A 15,778-nucleotide genomic window follows, 5' to 3' on the forward strand; every position below is an offset into this window, starting at 1 on the left:
ATCCTCGAGGAATGTTAGCTACCGCGGGGCCGCGTGCAAGTGCTGTTAGGCGTCGCCCGGCTTGACCTTGGCCATTTGGAGGACATCGAGTCGCCGGTCGAGTTCCTCGAGCGACAGCTTGTCGCCGATCAGACCCCGGTCGATCACCGTCTGACGGATGGTCTTCTTCTCCTTCAGCGCCTGTTTGGCGACCGCCGCGGCTTCCTCGTAACCAATGGCCGAGTTGAGCGGCGTCACGATCGACGGTGACGATTCTGCGAGCTCGCGCAGCCGATCCTCGTTGGCAACCAGCCCGTCGATGCAGCGCTCCGCGAACAGGCGGGACGCGTTGGTCAGGATCTTGAACGACTCCAGCAGGTTGCGGGCCATCATCGGGATGTACACGTTGAGCTCGAAGGCGCCTGACGCGCCGCCGAATGCGATCGCCGCGTCGTTGCCGACCACCTGCGCGGCGACCTGCGTAACCGCCTCGGGGATAACCGGATTGACTTTGCCCGGCATGATGGAACTACCCGGCTGCAGATCGGGGAGCGCAATCTCGCCAAGCCCGGTCAGCGGCCCCGAACCCATCCACCGGATGTCGTTGGCGATTTTGGTCAGCGACACGGCGATGGTGCGCAGCGCCCCCGACGCCTCGACAAGTCCGTCGCGCGCGGCCTGAGCCTCGAAATGGTTTGCGGCGACCTTCAATTCGGCGATGCCCGTCTGTTCGGTGAGCACGGCGACCACCCGGGTATCGAAGTCCTTCGGCGCGTTGAGTCCGGTGCCGACAGCCGTGCCGCCGATGGCGAGTTCGCCCAGCCGGGGAAGCGTGGCCTTGACCCGTTCGATCCCCGCTTCCACCTGGCGGGCGTAGCCGGAGAACTCCTGACCGAGCGTCACTGGGACAGCGTCCATCAGATGGGTGCGGCCCGACTTCACCACCGTTCGCCACTGCCGCGCCTTGCCTGCCAGTGATTCGTGCAGCACCTCGAGCGCCGGAATCAGATGGCGCACAGCGGCTTCCGTCGCTGCGATATGAGTTGCGGTGGGGAAGGTGTCGTTCGACGACTGCGACATGTTGACGTCGTCGTTGGGGTGCACGGTCACGCCGTTGGACGCGGCGATGCTCGCGATCACCTCGTTGGTGTTCATGTTGGAACTGGTGCCCGATCCGGTCTGGAAGACGTCGATCGGGAACTGATCGTCGTGCAGGCCGTCGGCGATCTCTGCGGCCGCGGCGATGATCGCGTCGGCCTTTTCCGGGGCGAGTAACCCGAGGTCTTTGTTCACCTGCGCGCAGGCTCCCTTGAGCAGACCGAGTGCGCGAATCTGCGTGCGCTCAAGGCCGCGGCCGGAAATCGGGAAGTTCTCCACGGCCCGTTGGGTCTGCGCACGCCACAGCGCGGCGACGGGCACCCGGACCTCGCCCATGGTGTCGTGCTCGATGCGGTACTCGACGTCTTCGGACTTCGCTGAGTCGACGCTCACAAATTGATCCTTACGGTGAGGTGTTTTTACGGAAGCGGGTAGCCGGCGCTGCTGTCGCCGGTGAAGTCGATGGCAGAGTATTCGTTGAGCTTCGACAACCGGTGGTAGGCCTCGATCATTCGCACGGTGCCCGATTTGGAGCGCATCACGATGGACTGCGTGGTGCAGCCGCCACCGTAGTAGTGGACGCCCTTGAGCAGATCGCCGTCGGTGACACCGGTGGCGCAGAAGAACACGTTGTCCCCGGACACCAGGTCCTCGGTGAACAGCACCTTGTCCAGGTCGTGGCCGCGATCGAGTGCCTTCTGCCGTTCGTCGTCGTCCTTGGGCGCCAACTGACCCTGGATCGCGCCCCCCATGCAGCGGATGGCCGCGGCGGCGATGATGCCCTCCGGCGTGCCGCCGACCCCGACGAGGATGTCGGTACTGGTGTTGGGCCTGCACGCCGAGATCGCGCCCGCGACGTCGCCATCGGAGATCAGCCGGCATCGGGCGCCTGCCTCCCGGACGTCGGCGATCAACTGCCCGTGCCGCGGCCGGTCCAGAATGCAGACGGTCAGGTCGGACACCGACACGCTCTTGGCCTTGGCCACCCGGCGGATGTTCTCGCCGATCGGCGCGGTGATGTCGATGGCGTCGACCGCGTCCGGCCCGACGGCGATCTTGTTCATGTAGAACACCGCCGACGGGTCGTACATGGTGCCGCGCTCGGACACCGCCAGCACCGAGATCGCGTTGTTGATGCCCTTGCTCATCAGCGTGGTGCCGTCGATCGGGTCGACGGCGAAGTCGCATTCGGGCCCGTCGCCGTTGCCGACCTCTTCGCCGTTGTACAGCATGGGCGCGTTGTCCTTCTCGCCCTCGCCGATCACCACTACGCCGCGCATCGAGACGGAATTCACCAGCTCGCGCATGGCGTCGACGGCGGCGCCGTCGCCGCCTTCCTTGTCGCCGCGACCCACCCAGCGGCCCGCCGCCATGGCGCCGGCCTCGGTGACGCGGACGAGTTCGAGGGCAAGGTTGCGATCCGGGGCTTCACCGCGCGAGGGGCTCATGGTGCAGATTCTCCCATTAGCGGGTCGTGGATTGGGAGCTGGGATACTGGCGACCATGACGACGGAGCCGCTGCCCGGTCCAGATGTTGCCGGCCAACCAGCTCCGGCCCCCAAACCTGCCAAGCCGCGGCTCCTGCAGGACGGCCGGGACATGTTCTGGTCGATCGCGCCGCTGGTGATCGCCTGTATCGTGCTGGCCGGGGTGCTGGGGATGTGCTCGTTTGCCCCCAACGGGCCCGGCAAGGGGCCCGCGCCGAATTACGACGCTCCTGCCGCACTGCAGGCCGACGCCGACGCCCTGAAGATCCCGATCCGGTTGCCGAAGCTGCCGGATGGCTGGCACGCCAACTCCGGCAGCCGCAAGGGCATCGAGGGAGGCCGTACCGACCCGCTGTCGAACCAGCGCAGCCGCGCGGTCAGTTCCACCGTCGGATACCTCGCACCCAGCGGGATGTACATCAGCCTGACGCAGAGCAATGCCGACGAGGACAAGCTGGTCACCTCGATCGACTCCGACGTCTACCCGACCGGGACCCAGGACGTCGACGGTGTCAAGTGGGTGGTCTACGAGGGTGCGCCCGACGACGGCAAGCCGGCCGAGCCGGTGTGGACAACCCGCCTCACCGGTCCCGGCGGCCCGGCCCAGATCGCGATAACAGGAGCCGCGGGTACGGCTGAGTACCGTACGCTGGCGGCGGCGACGCAGACCGCTTCGCCGCTTGCCGCCAAGTAGGGGACTCGATGACCGCGCCGCAAGGAGACTTGACCGGTTGGACCGCCGCGCCGTTCTCGGCGGCCGGCTACACCCACGACGTCTATCGGAAGGGCGACGGCGAAGGCGTCGTGCTGATCCCGGAATTGCCAGGGATGACTCCGGAGGTGATCGGGCTCGGTAATCATCTGGTGGACAACGGCTTCACCGTGGCATGCCCGTCACTGTTCGGCACCCCGGGTGCTGCGGCGGTCAGGCCGGGTGCGATTCCCGTCATGATGCGCACCTGTATCTCGAGGGAATTCGCCGGCTTTGCGCTCAATGCCGACCGCCCGGTGGCGCATTACCTGCGTGCGCTTGCGCGTGACCTCAACGAGCGGACGCCCGGCAAGGGCGTCGGCGTGATCGGGCAGTGCTTCACGGGCGGCTTCGCGCTCGCGGCCGCGGTGGACGACAGTGTGTTGGCGCCGGTACTGAGCCAACCGTCAGCGCCGATCTCGTTGACGCCGAAGATGAAGCGCGATCCCGGCATGTCCGAGGGTGAACTCAAGGTCATCGAACAGCGTGCCGCCAACGACGGTTTGTGCGCGCTGGGTCTGCGATTCAGTGAAGACCCGCTGTCACCGGGTGAGCGTTTCAAGACCCTCAAGGCTCGTCTCGGCGATGCGTTCGAGGTCATCGAGATCGATTCGAAGAAGGGCAACGAACACGGCTTCGGCAAGATGGCCCACTCGGTGCTGACGCTTGAGGTGCGTGAGCAGGACGGACACCCCGCTTACGAGGCGCGCAAGCGCGTGGTCCAATTCCTCACCGAGCGCCTGCGCTCGAATTAGGCGGGGGAGCGCCTGCGCTCGAATTAGGCGGGGGAGCGCCTGCGCTCGAATTAGGCGGGGGAGCGCCTGACTCGGCAGGCGCTTTTGGCGGTGTCTTCTTGCCGGTGAGGCGGGCCAGCCAGCCGGGAAGCCCATGCTGCCTTGGCTTTTGGTCGTCTTCGGGGGTGGCCATCGGCACCCCCTTGTACACCGCGAGGTAGACGCTGATCGTGGTGACGATCACGATCATCAGCACCGGACCGATCACGATGCCCCACGCGCCGAACATGGCGATGCCGGAGAACACGGCAAGCAGCATCAGCGCCGAGTCCAACCGGGCCGCGCGCGGCACCAGGATCGGCCGCAGGAAGTTGTCGATATTGGTCACCACGATGAGGTGGAACGCGATCACGAACACGCCGCCGAATACGTTGCCGAACAGGATCATTCCGATTCCGAACGGGATCGTGACGATGCCGCTGCCGAGGGGGATCACCGAGAGCGCCGACAGCAACACCGCGAACAGGAAGAAGCCTTGGTGGAAGCCGGCGATGTAGATCGACGCTGCCCCAGCGACGCCCTGACATACCGCGATGACGAACTGGCCCATCACGGTGCCCTTCACCATCGCGCCCATCTTCGACATGTACAGGTCGGTGATGTCCTCGCCGAGAGGGTTGAGGCGGCGGATCAGCACGAGCACTTTGTCGCGGTTGGTCAACAGCGACAGGAACACGTACAGAAACAGAATTGCCGCCGTCACTCCGCCGAACACGCTGCCCGCCGCGCCCTGCAGGAGACCCAGCAGCCATTCGCCGATCTTCTGTGCGGCGGTGGCCATCCAACCGCGCAGCGAGTCCGGCGTGACCGTCACGTTGATGAACGGCACCCGGTGCAGCACGTCATTGACGAACCGCAGCGCTTGATCGCCAATGGTCGACAGGTCCGTCCGGCCCACCCACTCCGCCACCCGCTCGACCATGTTCGTGATCTGAACGACGGCCAGCATCACGAATAGGCTCAACGGCAGCACCACCGCGGCGATCGCGGCCAGCAGGGTCACCGTCGCGGACAATCCTGAGCCGAATCGCTTGTTCAGCCAGTCATAAAGCGGTGTGAACAGATACGCCGCCACCGCCGCCACCACGATGAGGATGAAGTAGCCGCGTAGAAAGTAGGCGCCGAACAAAAGGGCGACGACGGTCGCGACGGCCAGTGCACGCTTCTGTGTCAGCGTGAACTCGGTATCCATGCTGTGACGCTAGCTCAGCTGCGAAGATCCTGTGCCCTGGCTGGCACGCTGCTTTTCGATGAAGCCGATCGAAACCCGGTTCATTAGGGTCGGTGCGAGCCGGGCGAACAGCCACTGGGCGTGTGCCAGTCGGGGTTTGACCAGAATCGCTTTGTTCTTTTCGATGGCGCGCAACGTGTCTCGCGCCAACCGATCCGGGTCGTAAGCGGTCTTGGCGCCCTGTCCCTCGAGAAAGTAGTTGCGCCCGACGAAGCCGCCGACCGCACCTTTGTCGAGGATCGGCGTCTCGACGGCGGACGGGCACACCACGAGCACACCGACCCCGCGGGCGGCCGCTTCCGAGCGCAGTGCCAACGACAATCCGACGACGGCGTGTTTGGTGGCGACGTAACTGGTGATCTGCCCAGCGGCGGTCAGGCCCGCCATGGACGCGGTGTTGACGATGTGTCCGAACCCCTGTTTCACCATCAGCGGATAGGCCGCAGCGACGCCGTGCACGACGCCGCGCAGGTTCACGTCGATGATCGCGTTCCACTGATCCAGCGTCAGCAGTTCGGTGTCGCCGCCCCACACGATGCCTGCGTTGTTGAACATCAGGTCCAATCGGCCCGCGCGATCGACGACACCGTCGACGGTGTGTTGCACCGCCGCCGCGTCGGTGACGTCGAGGCGTGCGGCCATGGCGTTGGCGCCAAGTGCGGCGGCGGTGCGTGCCGCGGCCTCGCCGTCGATATCGGTGCACACGACCGTGGCACCCGCGTCGACAAGGGCGCGACACAGCGCAGCGCCGATGCCCGAGCCCGCACCGGTGACGATCGCCTGCTTGCTGGCCAGGCTCATTGCGATGCTTCCGCCAGTCTTTGCACATGGCCGAGGATGTCGGGGTAGCGCTTGAGGTGCGCACCGCCGTTGAGGTCGAGCACCTCGCCGGTCAGCCACGACGCCGCGGGCGAGCACAGGTACAGCACGGCGCCCGCAATGTCCTCGGGCGTACCTGCGCGGCCGAGCGCGGTGTTCTCCAGGTACTCCTCGACGACCCCTGGCACCGCGGCGGCCGGTTCGGTCAGTGGGGTGCGGACGAAGCCCGGCGCCACGGCATTGACACGAATACCTCTAGGGCCGAGTTCCAGCGCGGCAACCTGGGTGAGCATCGAAAGGCCCGCCTTGGCCGCGCAATACGCGCTCATGCCCGCCGCGGGCTGGCGGCCGTTGAGCGAGCTGATCGATACCAGTACGCCGCCGGGGCGCAGGTTGCGGCCCGCGTGCTTGGCGACGATGAACGCGCCGGTGAGGCAGACGTCGATGACGTCGCGGAATTGGTCGACAGGCATATCGGTGATCAGGCCGACGTTGGAGAAGCCCGCGCAGTTGACGACGACGTCCACGGGGCCGGTCTGCTCGAAGAGTCGTTGCACCGAATCCTCGTCGGTGACGTCGACGGACGCGGCGGGCTGCCCGAGTTCGGCGGCGCGGTCTCGTGCCCCCTCGGCGTTGCGGTCGGCGATGGTGACGTGGTCGCCCTGGGCCGCCAGCGCTTGGGCCGTCGCCAAGCCGATGCCGGACGCGCCGCCGACCACGACCGCGTTCCGGTGATTACCGTCGGTCATCCGGTGAGCCCTTTCACGAAGGCTAGAACGCGTTCCAACTTAGCGGTACGGCAGACTCGTGGGGTGAGCGATTTGAAGATGTCCGAGTCGATTTCCGTGGCCGTGCCGCCCGACGAGTTGTACGCGTTGGTGTCGGATGTGACCAGGATGGGCGAGTGGAGCCCGGTATGCCGGGCCTGCTGGTGGGACGACGGTGACGGCCCGCGCGTCGGCGCCTGGTTCACCGGCCGCAACGAACTGCCCGAGCGGACATGGGAGACGCGCTGCCAGGTGGTGGCGGCCGAACCCGGTCGCGAGTTCGCGTGGGAGGTCAACAATGGCTGGACGCGTTGGGGTTACACCTTCGAGTCGCAGGGAGATGGCACGAAGCTGACCGAGTCGTGGGAGTTTCTGCCCGCCGGTATCGCCGGCTTCCGCGAGCGATACGGCACCGATGCCGACGCGCAGATCGAGAGCCGCACCGAAGCGGCGAGGACCGGGATTCCCGCGACGCTGGCCGCGATCAAGAAGGCCGCCGAATCCTGATTCGCCGAAACGGTATTCCAGCAGGCGTGTTCTCGCACTTTCGCTGCTGGAACGCAGTTTCGGCGGATATGCCTCAGCGCCTCACGCAGCGGAAGCCGATGTGGCTCATGCCCGTATCGACCGGTTGCGGCCTGCGCGCCGCGGGGCGGTACCTCAGGCAGTAGTTGTCGGCGCACAGAAACGAGCCGCCCTTGACGACCTTGCGCGGTACCTGGAACTGCGGTTGACGGGGATCGTAACTGTCTGCCGCACAACAGGGCTCACCTGAGCGGCTGTCGGTGTACCAGTCGGTTGTCCACTCCCAGACGTTGCCCGCCATATCGGCCAACCCGTAGCCGTTTGGGGGGAACGTGCCGACGGGGGTGGTGCGGCCGTAGCCGCGGTCAGGCCGCCACGGGAAATCGCCGTGCCAATAGTTGGCCAGCCGTTGGCCGGGAGCTTCGGGTTCGTCGCCCCAGGTATACGTCGCGCCGTCGAGACCGCCGCGCGCCGCCGTCTCCCACTGCGCTTCGGTGGGCAGCGCGAGCCCGGCCCACGTCGCGTACGCCTCCGCGTCCTCATAGGCCACATGCACGACGGGGTGGTCGACGCGTTTGTCGATCGACGAATGCGGCCCGACCGGATGCCGCCACGATGCGCCCGGCGTCCACGTCCACCACAGGTTCAGGTGCCGCAAGTCGACGGCACCGCGGGTGCGGGTGAACACCATCGACCCCGGCTGCAGGTTCTCCGCGGGCGCGCCGGGGTAGTCGGCCGGGTTCACCGGACGCTCCGCGACAGTGATATACCCTGTGGCACCGACGAATTCGGCGAACTCGGCGTTTGTCACCTGATGCGTCTGGACCGCGAAGCCGCCGACGTCGACGATCCGTACCGGGCCTTCCTCGGCGTAGTGCATCTCGGATCCCAGCGCAGCCTTCTGCGCGGGAATCTGCACCAGTTCGTTAGTCACTGAAGACGGTCGTCCAATCGTCGCGCATGCTGACCACGGTCCAGTCGTCTCTCTCTGCCTGCGCCAGCGCTTTCTCGGCGCCTGCGGTGTAATCGAATTCGCGATCGGCATCGTCGTGCAAGACCATCAGTCGCAAGCCGCGGGTGAACTCCAGCATCTCGATGTCACCGTTGGAGTTGCCCGCGGCGAGAATGGGCCTGCGTCCGATTCTGCTCCACAGCCGCACCGGCTTCATCGGCCCGTCGTCGAGGAATTCTGGTTGCGCAGTCGTATAGAGATTCCCGTCACGATAATCGAGGCCGACGGAACTTCCGACGATCCGCTCTGGCGGAATCCCATACATCGCACTGGTAATCGGACGCATGAAGTCACGGCCGCCGCCCGAGACGATGTAGTTCGTGAAGGCGTTCGCCTCGAGATAACGAAGCAACTCGACCATCGGGCGGTACTTGCACGACGTGTACGGCCGCTTCAGTGTGGGGTGCGCGGCGTCGGAGAAGAATGCGCGGACGCGGCCGGCGTGTTCCTCCACCGTGATTTCGTGATGGGCTGTGAGGATGGCTCCGACAAGGGGTTTGACGGCTGAGTCGTCGCCCTGGTAGTGCTTGGTCACCGCGTCGCCGAACCATTTCAGGTTGCCCTCGAACGCCGCCTTGTACGGCTGCTGATTACGCAACGACGGGTCGGCTTTGGCTTGTTCGACGAACCGGCGGATCAGGAAGTCGAGTTGGATGTACATCGGCTTCTCGCACCAGAGCGTGCCGTCGTTGTCGAACACGGCGATGCGCTGATGCGGCTCAATGTAATCCGGTCCGCCGTGGGTGGTTATTCGACCGACAAAGTCGACGATCGCCGACTTCGCGGCCCCGTCGTTCCATGACTCGAGCATCTAATCCTTCGCGAGGAATTCGTGCAGCTTCTGCACGGCATTGCTGATGGTGAACGACGCCGGCTCCTGCCGCGGTGGGAATTCCTTGAACGTCTCGAGGAATTGCGTGACGACCGCACCGGCATAGAAAGCGAGATACACACGGTCGAGCATCCAGTCGTAGTAGGTATTCGATGTGATGTCGGCGCGCTCAAACGGGTCGGTGCGCAAATTGAAGATCTTCGGCGCCCGCAGCGGCGTGAACGGCTCTTGCCAGATCTTCAGCGTGCCTTCGCACCGTTGCTCCATGAAAACGACTTTCCAGTTCTCGTACCGCAGGCCAAGGACGTCGCCGTCATCAGAGAAGTAGATGAAGCCTTGCCGCGGACTCTTGTCGGCCTCGCCGGTCAGATACGGCAGAATGTTGTAGGCATCGAGATGGACCTTGAACTCCCTGTCTCCGACTTTGTGGCCGTTCTTCAGCTTCTCGACTATGTCGGGTTCTCCCGCCGCGGCCAGAAACGTCGGAAACCAGTCGTGATGCTGGATAATTTCGTTCGACACCACACCGGCGGGGATCTTGCCAGGCCAGCGGATCACCTCCGGAATGCGGAACGCGCCCTCCCAGTTGGTGTTTTTCTCGCTCCGGAACGGCGTGGTCGCGCCGTCTGGCCAGCTGTTGGCATGCGGTCCGTTGTCGGTGCTGTAGATGACGATCGTGTCCTCGGCGATGCCCAATTCGTCAAGGGTGTCGAGTAGCAGGCCGACATGCTTGTCGTGATCGATCATCGTGTCGTGATACGGCGACTGCCAGCGGCCCGCCTGTCCCACGGACTCCGGTTTCGTGTGCGTCCGGAAATGCATGTGCGTGGTGTTCATCCACACGAAGAACGGCGTGCTGTCCTGCACCTGCCGCCTGATGAAATCTACGCAGGCGGCCGTGGTTTCGTCGTCGATGGTCTCCATGCGCTTCTTGGTCAGCGGACCGGTGTCCTCGATGCGCTGCTTGCCCACGCGGCCCCAGCGCTCATGCACTTCATCGTCGTCCTCCTCGGTGGCCCACGAATGGATGACGCCCCGCGGCAGGAAAGCGTTGCGCATGAGAGGAGCTTCTTCGGCGGTGGGATAGTCCGGCTGTTCCGGCTCCTCCTCCGCGTTCAGGTGATAGAGGTTGCCGAAGAACTCGTCGAAGCCATGCACCGTCGGTAGGTACTTGTTGAGGTCGCCCAGGTGGTTCTTACCGAACTGGCCCGTCGCGTAGCCCAACGGTTTGAGACAGTCGGCGATGGTGGGGTCTTCCGGCTGAAGGCCGGCGTCGGCCCCCGGCATTCCGACCTTGGACAGCCCCGTGCGGTAGACACTCTGTCCGGTGATGAAGGCGGACCGGCCCGCGGTGCAGCTTTGTTCACCGTAAGAGTCTGTGAAGCGCATGCCCTCGTTGGCGATGCGGTCGATGTTCGGCGTTCGATAGCCCATCAGGCCGTCGCTGTAGCAACTCAGGTTGGTGATGCCGATGTCGTCGCCCCAGATGACGAGGATGTTCGGCTTGCCGTCCGGCATGGCGGCTCCTTCAATTGACGTCGGTGTTGAGCCTAGGGATTGGCGCGCGCTGCGACGGCGGTTTGGCCGACGACTCAGCGATTCGTAAGTTCGCAGACGAGCCGTGGATACCTGCCGCGGTCGGGGCGGAAGATGTCGTGCGGTGAGTCGACGAACTCGTGCAGCTGTGCCGACGGAAATGCGCTGTGGTAGCGGGCCCACGCGGCGTCGTCGATCAACGGGCTGTTGGGGCTGCGCACCGCCAACATCGGCGGCTGCAGTGCCGACAATTCTGCCCAGAACGACCTGCCTCTCGCTTCGCGGAACGTCTTGACGGCGGCGGCATGGTCGAGCCGGTCGCGCACCGGTGTGCCGCGCCACCGGCCGTCGAGCAATCGGTGCACATGCGGGTCGGGCAGCACGATCTCAGCAGGCACGTAATCGCCGATGGCGAGCGAGCGCACCCGGTTCGAATTGGCCAGCACCCACGCGATCGCATATGTTGTGCCGCGGGAGAACGTCATCACATGCACAGGCCCGTCGGTGACCGCATCGACCACCGCGCCGACGTCGTCACGCAGCGTGTCGAGGTCGTAGCCGGTTTCCGGCGCATCGCTTCGGCCGTGGCCGCGAAGCTCCACCACGATGGTCCTGCGTCCGAGCAGAGGCAGGATCTCGACGTAGTCCTCGGCGATGTCGGTCATGCCGGGAACGAAGACGATGGGTGCGCCGCGATCGTGTCCGCCCGAGTCGAGGTAGTGAATGCGGGCGTCGCCGTTGGTGGCGAAGCGGGAATGAACCATCGCCGGACAACGATGCCCGCTCGATGCGGGCCGGTGTGCGGTTTCGGTGCGAAGTGCCCGGATCAGGCGCACCCTGGTAGCCGGAAGGTGATGGCCATGTATGACAAGGATTTGAGCAACAAGTGGCGCGTCGAGATCGACTTCGACGAGGACGAAACCCACACACATGCGACGGTGCACGGCCGGTGCGGCGATGAGGCGGTGACCGCGTTGGGCGACGCCTTTCGCAATCCGAAGGACAGCAGTCAGCCAATGATCGGTGAGGAGATCGCCGCGGCGCGCGGGCTGATCGCGTTGGGCACCGAACTGCTGCAACGCGCGTCGTCGCGGATCGAGCAGGCCACGCACCAACCGGTGCACCTGTATCGCTGACCCGTGGCCCTGGCCGTCTGTCTGTTGTTCGACCGGCGATCCGAGCGGGCAGTCCGTGCGCTGTGGGACCGAATCGAGGAGCAGGGCGTCGGCACCCTGCGGTCGCACACCCACGGCAGGCATGTGCCACATGTGTCATACGTGGTGTTGCGCCAGTGGGATCTGCCTGCGGTGACGACCGCCCTGGCGGGCCTGCACGGCGACGCTGTCGACCTCGACTTCGACGGCGTGGGGCTGTTTCGTCGCGGCAGGGCCTGGTTGCTGGCAGGCGTGAGCGCCGACCTCGTCGCCCGCCAGCAGCGGGTCGTCGAGGCGGTCATCGGCACCGGAGCAGAACTGCACAAGCACTACCGGCCGGGCGTGTGGCTGCCGCACTGCTCGCTGGCGCCGCGCGCGACGCTGTCTTCGCTGCCATCGGTGGTGGCGGCGGTGATGGACGTGCTGCCCCTGCAGGCCAGGTTGGACCACGCGGCCTTGGTGAACAGCGCGACAGGAGAGCTCAGCCAGTTGCCGGACCTGCCGTGACGCGTCCACATTTCATCGGTTAGCGGCCGCATTTCCGGTTGGTAGGCGATCATGTTATTGACGCAGGAGAAACCGGGGGATGCTCAGTTCTGGCAGCGGAGGCACTGTTCAGTGCGGGTCGTGCGGTAGCGACCTGCGTTCGATAGCGCGCTTCTGCGATGTGTGCGGAACCCCGGTCGCGCCGCGATCGGCCACCGGCGAGCACAAGCAAGTCACCGTGCTGTTCGCCGACGTTGTCGGCTCCATGAGGCTGGCAGCGACGCTCGACGCTGAGCGACTCCAAGCGATCATGAACGAACTGTTCAACCGCGCGGCAGCAGTGGTGCAGCGCTATCAGGGCACCGTCGACAAATTCACCGGCGACGGGTTGATGGCCCTGTTCGGTGCCCCGGTTGCGCTCGAGGACCATGCACTGCGCGCATGCATCGCCGCGCTGGAAATCCAATCGGTCACGAAAGATCTTGCCGCCGATGTCCTTCGCCGAGACGGTGTTGCGCTCGAGATTCGCGTTGGCTTGAATTCCGGCGACGTCATCGTTGGCGAGATCGGGTCAGGACCGGGCAGATACACCGCGGTGGGCCATCCCGTCGGAATGGCGCAACGGATGGAGGCCGCCGCAACCGCAGGCGGCGTCCTCTGCTCGATTTCGACGGCCAACCTCGTGATGGGCGCCGCTGAACAGGGTCCGGTGCAGCGGGTCGCTGTCAAAGGCCTTGACGAGCCCGTACCCGCGAGAGCGTTGCTTGCCGTCGGCTCCGACCGGATGGTGTTGGGCCGTAACGAAGGCATGATGGTCGGACGCGATGCCGAGCTGAAGTGCCTCGAGAACACTCTGGACGCCGCCGACGGACGCTTTGTCGCGGTGGTCGGTGCCCCCGGTCTGGGTAAGAGCCGATTGATCAACGAGTTCACCACGATTGCTGCCGGCCGCGGCGCTGACGTCGTCCTCGGCCGTTGCGAAGCCCACACCGCCACGGTGGCTTTCAGCGCGTTGTCGCGCCTGTTGCGCACCTTGTTCGAGGTGGACGGGATGACCGACGCCGAGGGCCGCGAGCACACCATCGCCCAGTACGACGGGCTCCTGCGCCCGGACTCGGCCGACGCCCGGATCCTGTTCGACGCCATGGGAATCGGAGATCCCGACGCGTCTGCTCTGCAGGTCGGCGTCGACGGGCGTCGTCGCCGCCTGGTCGAGCTGATGAGGCTGGCGGTTCTCGAGCGGCCCTCTCGCACGGTTCTCCTCCTCGAGGACGCCCATTGGATCGACGAGCCAAGCGACGGCGTCCTTGCCGGATTCGCTGCCGGGCTCACCACGACCGACTCGCTGCTGGTGACCACGTATCGGCCGGAGTTCGACGGCACCCTCAGTCACAGCCCGGATCAGAAGGTGACGCTGCAACCGCTGCCGGACTCGGAGGCGGTGCGCATGATCGACCAGCTACTCGGCGGCCATCAGTCAGTGGCCGGGCTGGCCGAACGGATCGCAGTTGCAGCAGCCGGCAATCCTTTCTTCATCGAGGAGATCGTCCGTGACCTCACGGGGCGCGGCGTGCTTTCAGGCGGTCGCGGCCGTTACCGCCTGCAGGAGGACGTCGCCGAGATCACGGTCCCTGGCACGGTGCAGGCAGTAGTCGCCGCCCGCATCGATCGGTTGCCCGGTGAAGCGAAATCCATGCTCAACGCCGCAGCGGTGATCGGCAGCCAGTTCGATCTCGAATCGCTTCGCGTTTTGCGGCGAGAGGTCCGGCCCGATCAGTTGGCCGTGTTGGTGTCGGCGGAATTGATCGACCAAACGGAATTCACTCCTTGCCAACGCTTCTGCTTCAGACACCCGTTGGTCCGTGCGGTCGCTTACGAGTCACAGTTGAGCTCGGCCCGAATGGATGCCCCACAGCAGACTGGCCGCCGCGACCGAGGCTCGCGATCCGACCGCAGTCGACGAAAACGCAGCACTGATCGCCCGCCATCTGGAGGCGGCAGGCCGGTTGGCGGCGGCCTACCAGTGGCACATGCGCGCGGCGGAATGGCTTCGACCCCGTGATCTAGCCGCTGCCCGCGCACAGTGGGAGAGCGCGCGATTGATCGCCGATCGGTTGGCCGACGACCACGGCGATGTCATCGCCATGCGGATCGCGCCGCGCACATTGCTGACATCGACAACATTCTTCGTGGGCGAGACGGCCGATGCTGATGCGCAATATCGCGAACTCCGCGACTTGACAACGCAAATCGGCGACATGACGTCGCTGGCGATCGGAACAGCCGGTCGAATCTGGTCGTATTGTGTCAATGACAACCGCGTGCCGGAAGCCGCCGCGCTGGCGTCGGACGTCGACCGGGTCTTCGACAAGGTCGACTGCGACGTCCAGACGAAGAGCATCATCCTGATCGCGGTGGCGTATGCGCGGTTCGCCACATGTGATTTCCATGGCGCGCTACAGGTCATCGATGTGATCCAGGCTTTTCCGCACGAGCGGTTGATCGTGGAGAACTCCGTTGCTGATTCATTGCGCGGTGTGATCGAGATCTGTCTCGGCGACCACGAGCGGGGTAGACGAAGCCTGCGCAAGGGAACCGACGAGGCCCGGGTGTTGCCGCCCGTCAACTATGCTGCGGCGCTGTCGTATTGGGTAGCCCTGTTGGCGGCCTTCGGCACGTACGCAACCGACGAACTGGTGGACGAAATGCACGAGGTCGTGCGGCGCGCCGAGGCGTTCGGTGACATCTTCGGGATCATCGCGGCGCAGTGGGCCTATGGCACTGCGCTGCTGCGCTCGGGCAAGCCGTCCCGAAACGATGCGATCGCTGTGCTCGAACGCGCTCGCGCCGGCATCCTCAAACACAGGGTTTGGACACTGGCGCTGGCAACTGTTACGCCTGACCTCGCGATGAATGCTGCCCGCAAGGGCCGACGAGACGAGGCGATCGCGGACCTCCGCGAATCCGTGGCAGTCCAGATGGCCGGTGGCTCTCTGGTTTTCGTCAGCTGTGCGTGCGAGGTGCTGGTCGAACTTCTCGTCGACCGAGGAACCGGCGACGACCTCGTCGAAGCGCATCGGATCGTCGACCAGTGGCGGGCTTGTCGACCTGCCTCGCCTGCACTGGACCTCTGGTGGTTGAAGTGCCGTGCGCTGTTGGCGAGGGCCGAGGGGCGGTCGCAGCGCTCGGCCGAACTGGCGGCGCAGTACCTCGCGCTCTGCCACGAGGTCGACGCCAGAGGTCGCCTCGCGGAGGCGCGTCGGATGCTGGACGAAATGACGCCGGTCAGGCGCGGAACAGGCTGAGC

The 15,778-nt window shown here is 65.4% G+C and carries 16 protein-coding genes; 7 read left to right on the forward strand and 9 right to left on the reverse strand.

What is annotated here, in order from left to right; genetic code table 11:
• Positions 1-45 precede the first annotated feature (45 nt).
• Both ACGFK1_RS10030 and glpX read right to left on the reverse strand, forming a co-directional pair.
• On the reverse strand, positions 46-1,470 hold the full coding sequence (locus tag ACGFK1_RS10030) for a class II fumarate hydratase (RefSeq protein ID WP_393428106.1): 1,425 nt from the start codon (positions 1,468-1,470) through the stop codon (positions 46-48).
• Between the two features lie 26 nt (positions 1,471-1,496).
• A complete protein-coding gene (gene glpX / locus ACGFK1_RS10035; protein ID WP_393428107.1) occupies positions 1,497-2,525 on the reverse strand; it encodes a class II fructose-bisphosphatase in 1,029 nt (342 codons plus the stop codon).
• Between the two features lie 55 nt (positions 2,526-2,580).
• Here glpX and ACGFK1_RS10040 point away from each other — a divergent pair, with 55 nt between their 5' ends.
• Together ACGFK1_RS10040 and ACGFK1_RS10045 are read left to right on the forward strand one after the other, a co-directional pair.
• Positions 2,581-3,258 (forward strand): DUF4245 domain-containing protein, encoded by a 678-nt coding sequence (locus tag ACGFK1_RS10040; protein WP_393428108.1) that lies wholly within the window; start codon positions 2,581-2,583, stop codon positions 3,256-3,258.
• An 8-nt stretch (positions 3,259-3,266) separates the two neighbouring features.
• Positions 3,267-4,070 carry a dienelactone hydrolase family protein gene (locus ACGFK1_RS10045; RefSeq protein WP_393428109.1) on the forward strand — a complete coding sequence of 268 codons (804 nt, stop codon included), beginning with the start codon at positions 3,267-3,269 and terminating at the stop codon, positions 4,068-4,070.
• Here the strand turns inward: ACGFK1_RS10045 and ACGFK1_RS10050 are convergent.
• Genes ACGFK1_RS10050 through ACGFK1_RS10060 form a run of 3 tightly spaced genes read right to left on the reverse strand, consistent with a single transcriptional unit; the run spans position 4,045 to position 6,908 of the window.
• Positions 4,045-5,301, reverse strand: coding sequence for an AI-2E family transporter (locus ACGFK1_RS10050; RefSeq protein ID WP_393428110.1), 1,257 nt, complete (start codon positions 5,299-5,301; stop codon positions 4,045-4,047). The genes ACGFK1_RS10045 and ACGFK1_RS10050 overlap by 26 nt on opposite strands.
• A gap of 9 nt (positions 5,302-5,310) precedes the next feature.
• The gene (locus ACGFK1_RS10055) at positions 5,311-6,141 is read right to left on the reverse strand and encodes an SDR family NAD(P)-dependent oxidoreductase (RefSeq protein WP_393428111.1); all 831 of its coding nucleotides are present in this window, start codon (positions 6,139-6,141) and stop codon (positions 5,311-5,313) included.
• On the reverse strand, positions 6,138-6,908 hold the full coding sequence (locus ACGFK1_RS10060) for an SDR family NAD(P)-dependent oxidoreductase (protein WP_393428112.1): 771 nt from the start codon (positions 6,906-6,908) through the stop codon (positions 6,138-6,140). The genes ACGFK1_RS10055 and ACGFK1_RS10060 overlap by 4 nt, the downstream gene beginning before the upstream one ends.
• Positions 6,909-6,986: 78 nt before the next feature.
• On the opposite strand from ACGFK1_RS10060, the gene ACGFK1_RS10065 reads away from it, so the two are divergent.
• Positions 6,987-7,433, forward strand: coding sequence for an SRPBCC family protein (locus ACGFK1_RS10065; RefSeq protein WP_393428461.1), 447 nt, complete (start codon positions 6,987-6,989; stop codon positions 7,431-7,433).
• Positions 7,434-7,506: 73 nt separating this feature from the next.
• On the opposite strand, the gene ACGFK1_RS10070 is transcribed toward ACGFK1_RS10065, so the two are convergent.
• The 4 genes from ACGFK1_RS10070 to ACGFK1_RS10085 all read right to left on the reverse strand — a co-directional run bounded on the left by ACGFK1_RS10070 (position 7,507) and on the right by ACGFK1_RS10085 (position 11,595).
• Complete coding sequence (locus tag ACGFK1_RS10070; protein ID WP_393428113.1) at positions 7,507-8,385, reverse strand: formylglycine-generating enzyme family protein; 879 nt, start codon at positions 8,383-8,385, stop codon at positions 7,507-7,509.
• Positions 8,378-9,274, reverse strand: coding sequence for an HAD family hydrolase (locus ACGFK1_RS10075; RefSeq protein WP_393428114.1), 897 nt, complete (start codon positions 9,272-9,274; stop codon positions 8,378-8,380). Before ACGFK1_RS10075 ends, ACGFK1_RS10070 begins: the two co-directional genes overlap by 8 nt.
• Entirely contained in the window at positions 9,275-10,813 is a 1,539-nt protein-coding gene (locus ACGFK1_RS10080) for an arylsulfatase (RefSeq protein ID WP_393428115.1), read from the reverse strand.
• Between the two features lie 74 nt (positions 10,814-10,887).
• Positions 10,888-11,595, reverse strand: coding sequence for an alpha/beta fold hydrolase (locus tag ACGFK1_RS10085; protein ID WP_393428116.1), 708 nt, complete (start codon positions 11,593-11,595; stop codon positions 10,888-10,890).
• 96 nt (positions 11,596-11,691) lie between these two features.
• On the opposite strand from ACGFK1_RS10085, the gene ACGFK1_RS10090 reads away from it, so the two are divergent.
• The 4 genes from ACGFK1_RS10090 (at position 11,692) to ACGFK1_RS10105 (ending at position 15,776) form a co-directional block, all read left to right on the forward strand.
• A complete protein-coding gene (locus tag ACGFK1_RS10090; protein ID WP_393428117.1) occupies positions 11,692-11,967 on the forward strand; it encodes a DUF1876 domain-containing protein in 276 nt (91 codons plus the stop codon).
• 3 nt (positions 11,968-11,970) lie between these two features.
• The gene (locus ACGFK1_RS10095) at positions 11,971-12,492 is read left to right on the forward strand and encodes a 2'-5' RNA ligase family protein (protein ID WP_393428118.1); all 522 of its coding nucleotides are present in this window, start codon (positions 11,971-11,973) and stop codon (positions 12,490-12,492) included.
• A 160-nt stretch (positions 12,493-12,652) separates the two neighbouring features.
• Complete coding sequence (locus ACGFK1_RS10100) at positions 12,653-14,533, forward strand: ATP-binding protein (protein WP_393428119.1); 1,881 nt, start codon at positions 12,653-12,655, stop codon at positions 14,531-14,533.
• Positions 14,502-15,776 carry a hypothetical protein gene (locus ACGFK1_RS10105; RefSeq protein WP_393428120.1) on the forward strand — a complete coding sequence of 425 codons (1,275 nt, stop codon included), beginning with the start codon at positions 14,502-14,504 and terminating at the stop codon, positions 15,774-15,776. Before ACGFK1_RS10100 ends, ACGFK1_RS10105 begins: the two co-directional genes overlap by 32 nt.
• Positions 15,777-15,778: the final 2 nt, after the last annotated feature.

It is taken from the genome of Mycobacterium sp. NPDC048908 (assembly GCF_043197955.1).
Classification (GTDB): Bacteria; Actinomycetota; Actinomycetes; order Mycobacteriales; family Mycobacteriaceae; genus Mycobacterium.

What these genes read in the sequence shown, in the direction of transcription:
- glpX (WP_393428107.1), bottom strand. Translation starts at nt 2,525, where the DNA reads ATGAGCCCCTCGCGCGGTGAAGCCCCGGATCGCAACCTTGCCCTCGAA.
- ACGFK1_RS10040 (WP_393428108.1), top strand. Translation starts at nt 2,581, where the DNA reads ATGACGACGGAGCCGCTGCCCGGTCCAGATGTTGCCGGCCAACCAGCT.
- ACGFK1_RS10045 (WP_393428109.1), top strand. Translation starts at nt 3,267, where the DNA reads ATGACCGCGCCGCAAGGAGACTTGACCGGTTGGACCGCCGCGCCGTTC.
- ACGFK1_RS10050 (WP_393428110.1), bottom strand. Translation starts at nt 5,301, where the DNA reads ATGGATACCGAGTTCACGCTGACACAGAAGCGTGCACTGGCCGTCGCG.
- ACGFK1_RS10055 (WP_393428111.1), bottom strand. Translation starts at nt 6,141, where the DNA reads ATGAGCCTGGCCAGCAAGCAGGCGATCGTCACCGGTGCGGGCTCGGGC.
- ACGFK1_RS10060 (WP_393428112.1), bottom strand. Translation starts at nt 6,908, where the DNA reads ATGACCGACGGTAATCACCGGAACGCGGTCGTGGTCGGCGGCGCGTCC.
- ACGFK1_RS10065 (WP_393428461.1), top strand. Translation starts at nt 6,987, where the DNA reads ATGTCCGAGTCGATTTCCGTGGCCGTGCCGCCCGACGAGTTGTACGCG.
- ACGFK1_RS10075 (WP_393428114.1), bottom strand. Translation starts at nt 9,274, where the DNA reads ATGCTCGAGTCATGGAACGACGGGGCCGCGAAGTCGGCGATCGTCGAC.
- ACGFK1_RS10080 (WP_393428115.1), bottom strand. Translation starts at nt 10,813, where the DNA reads ATGCCGGACGGCAAGCCGAACATCCTCGTCATCTGGGGCGACGACATC.
- ACGFK1_RS10085 (WP_393428116.1), bottom strand. Translation starts at nt 11,595, where the DNA reads ATGGTTCATTCCCGCTTCGCCACCAACGGCGACGCCCGCATTCACTAC.
- ACGFK1_RS10090 (WP_393428117.1), top strand. Translation starts at nt 11,692, where the DNA reads ATGTATGACAAGGATTTGAGCAACAAGTGGCGCGTCGAGATCGACTTC.
- ACGFK1_RS10105 (WP_393428120.1), top strand. Translation starts at nt 14,502, where the DNA reads ATGCGCGCGGCGGAATGGCTTCGACCCCGTGATCTAGCCGCTGCCCGC.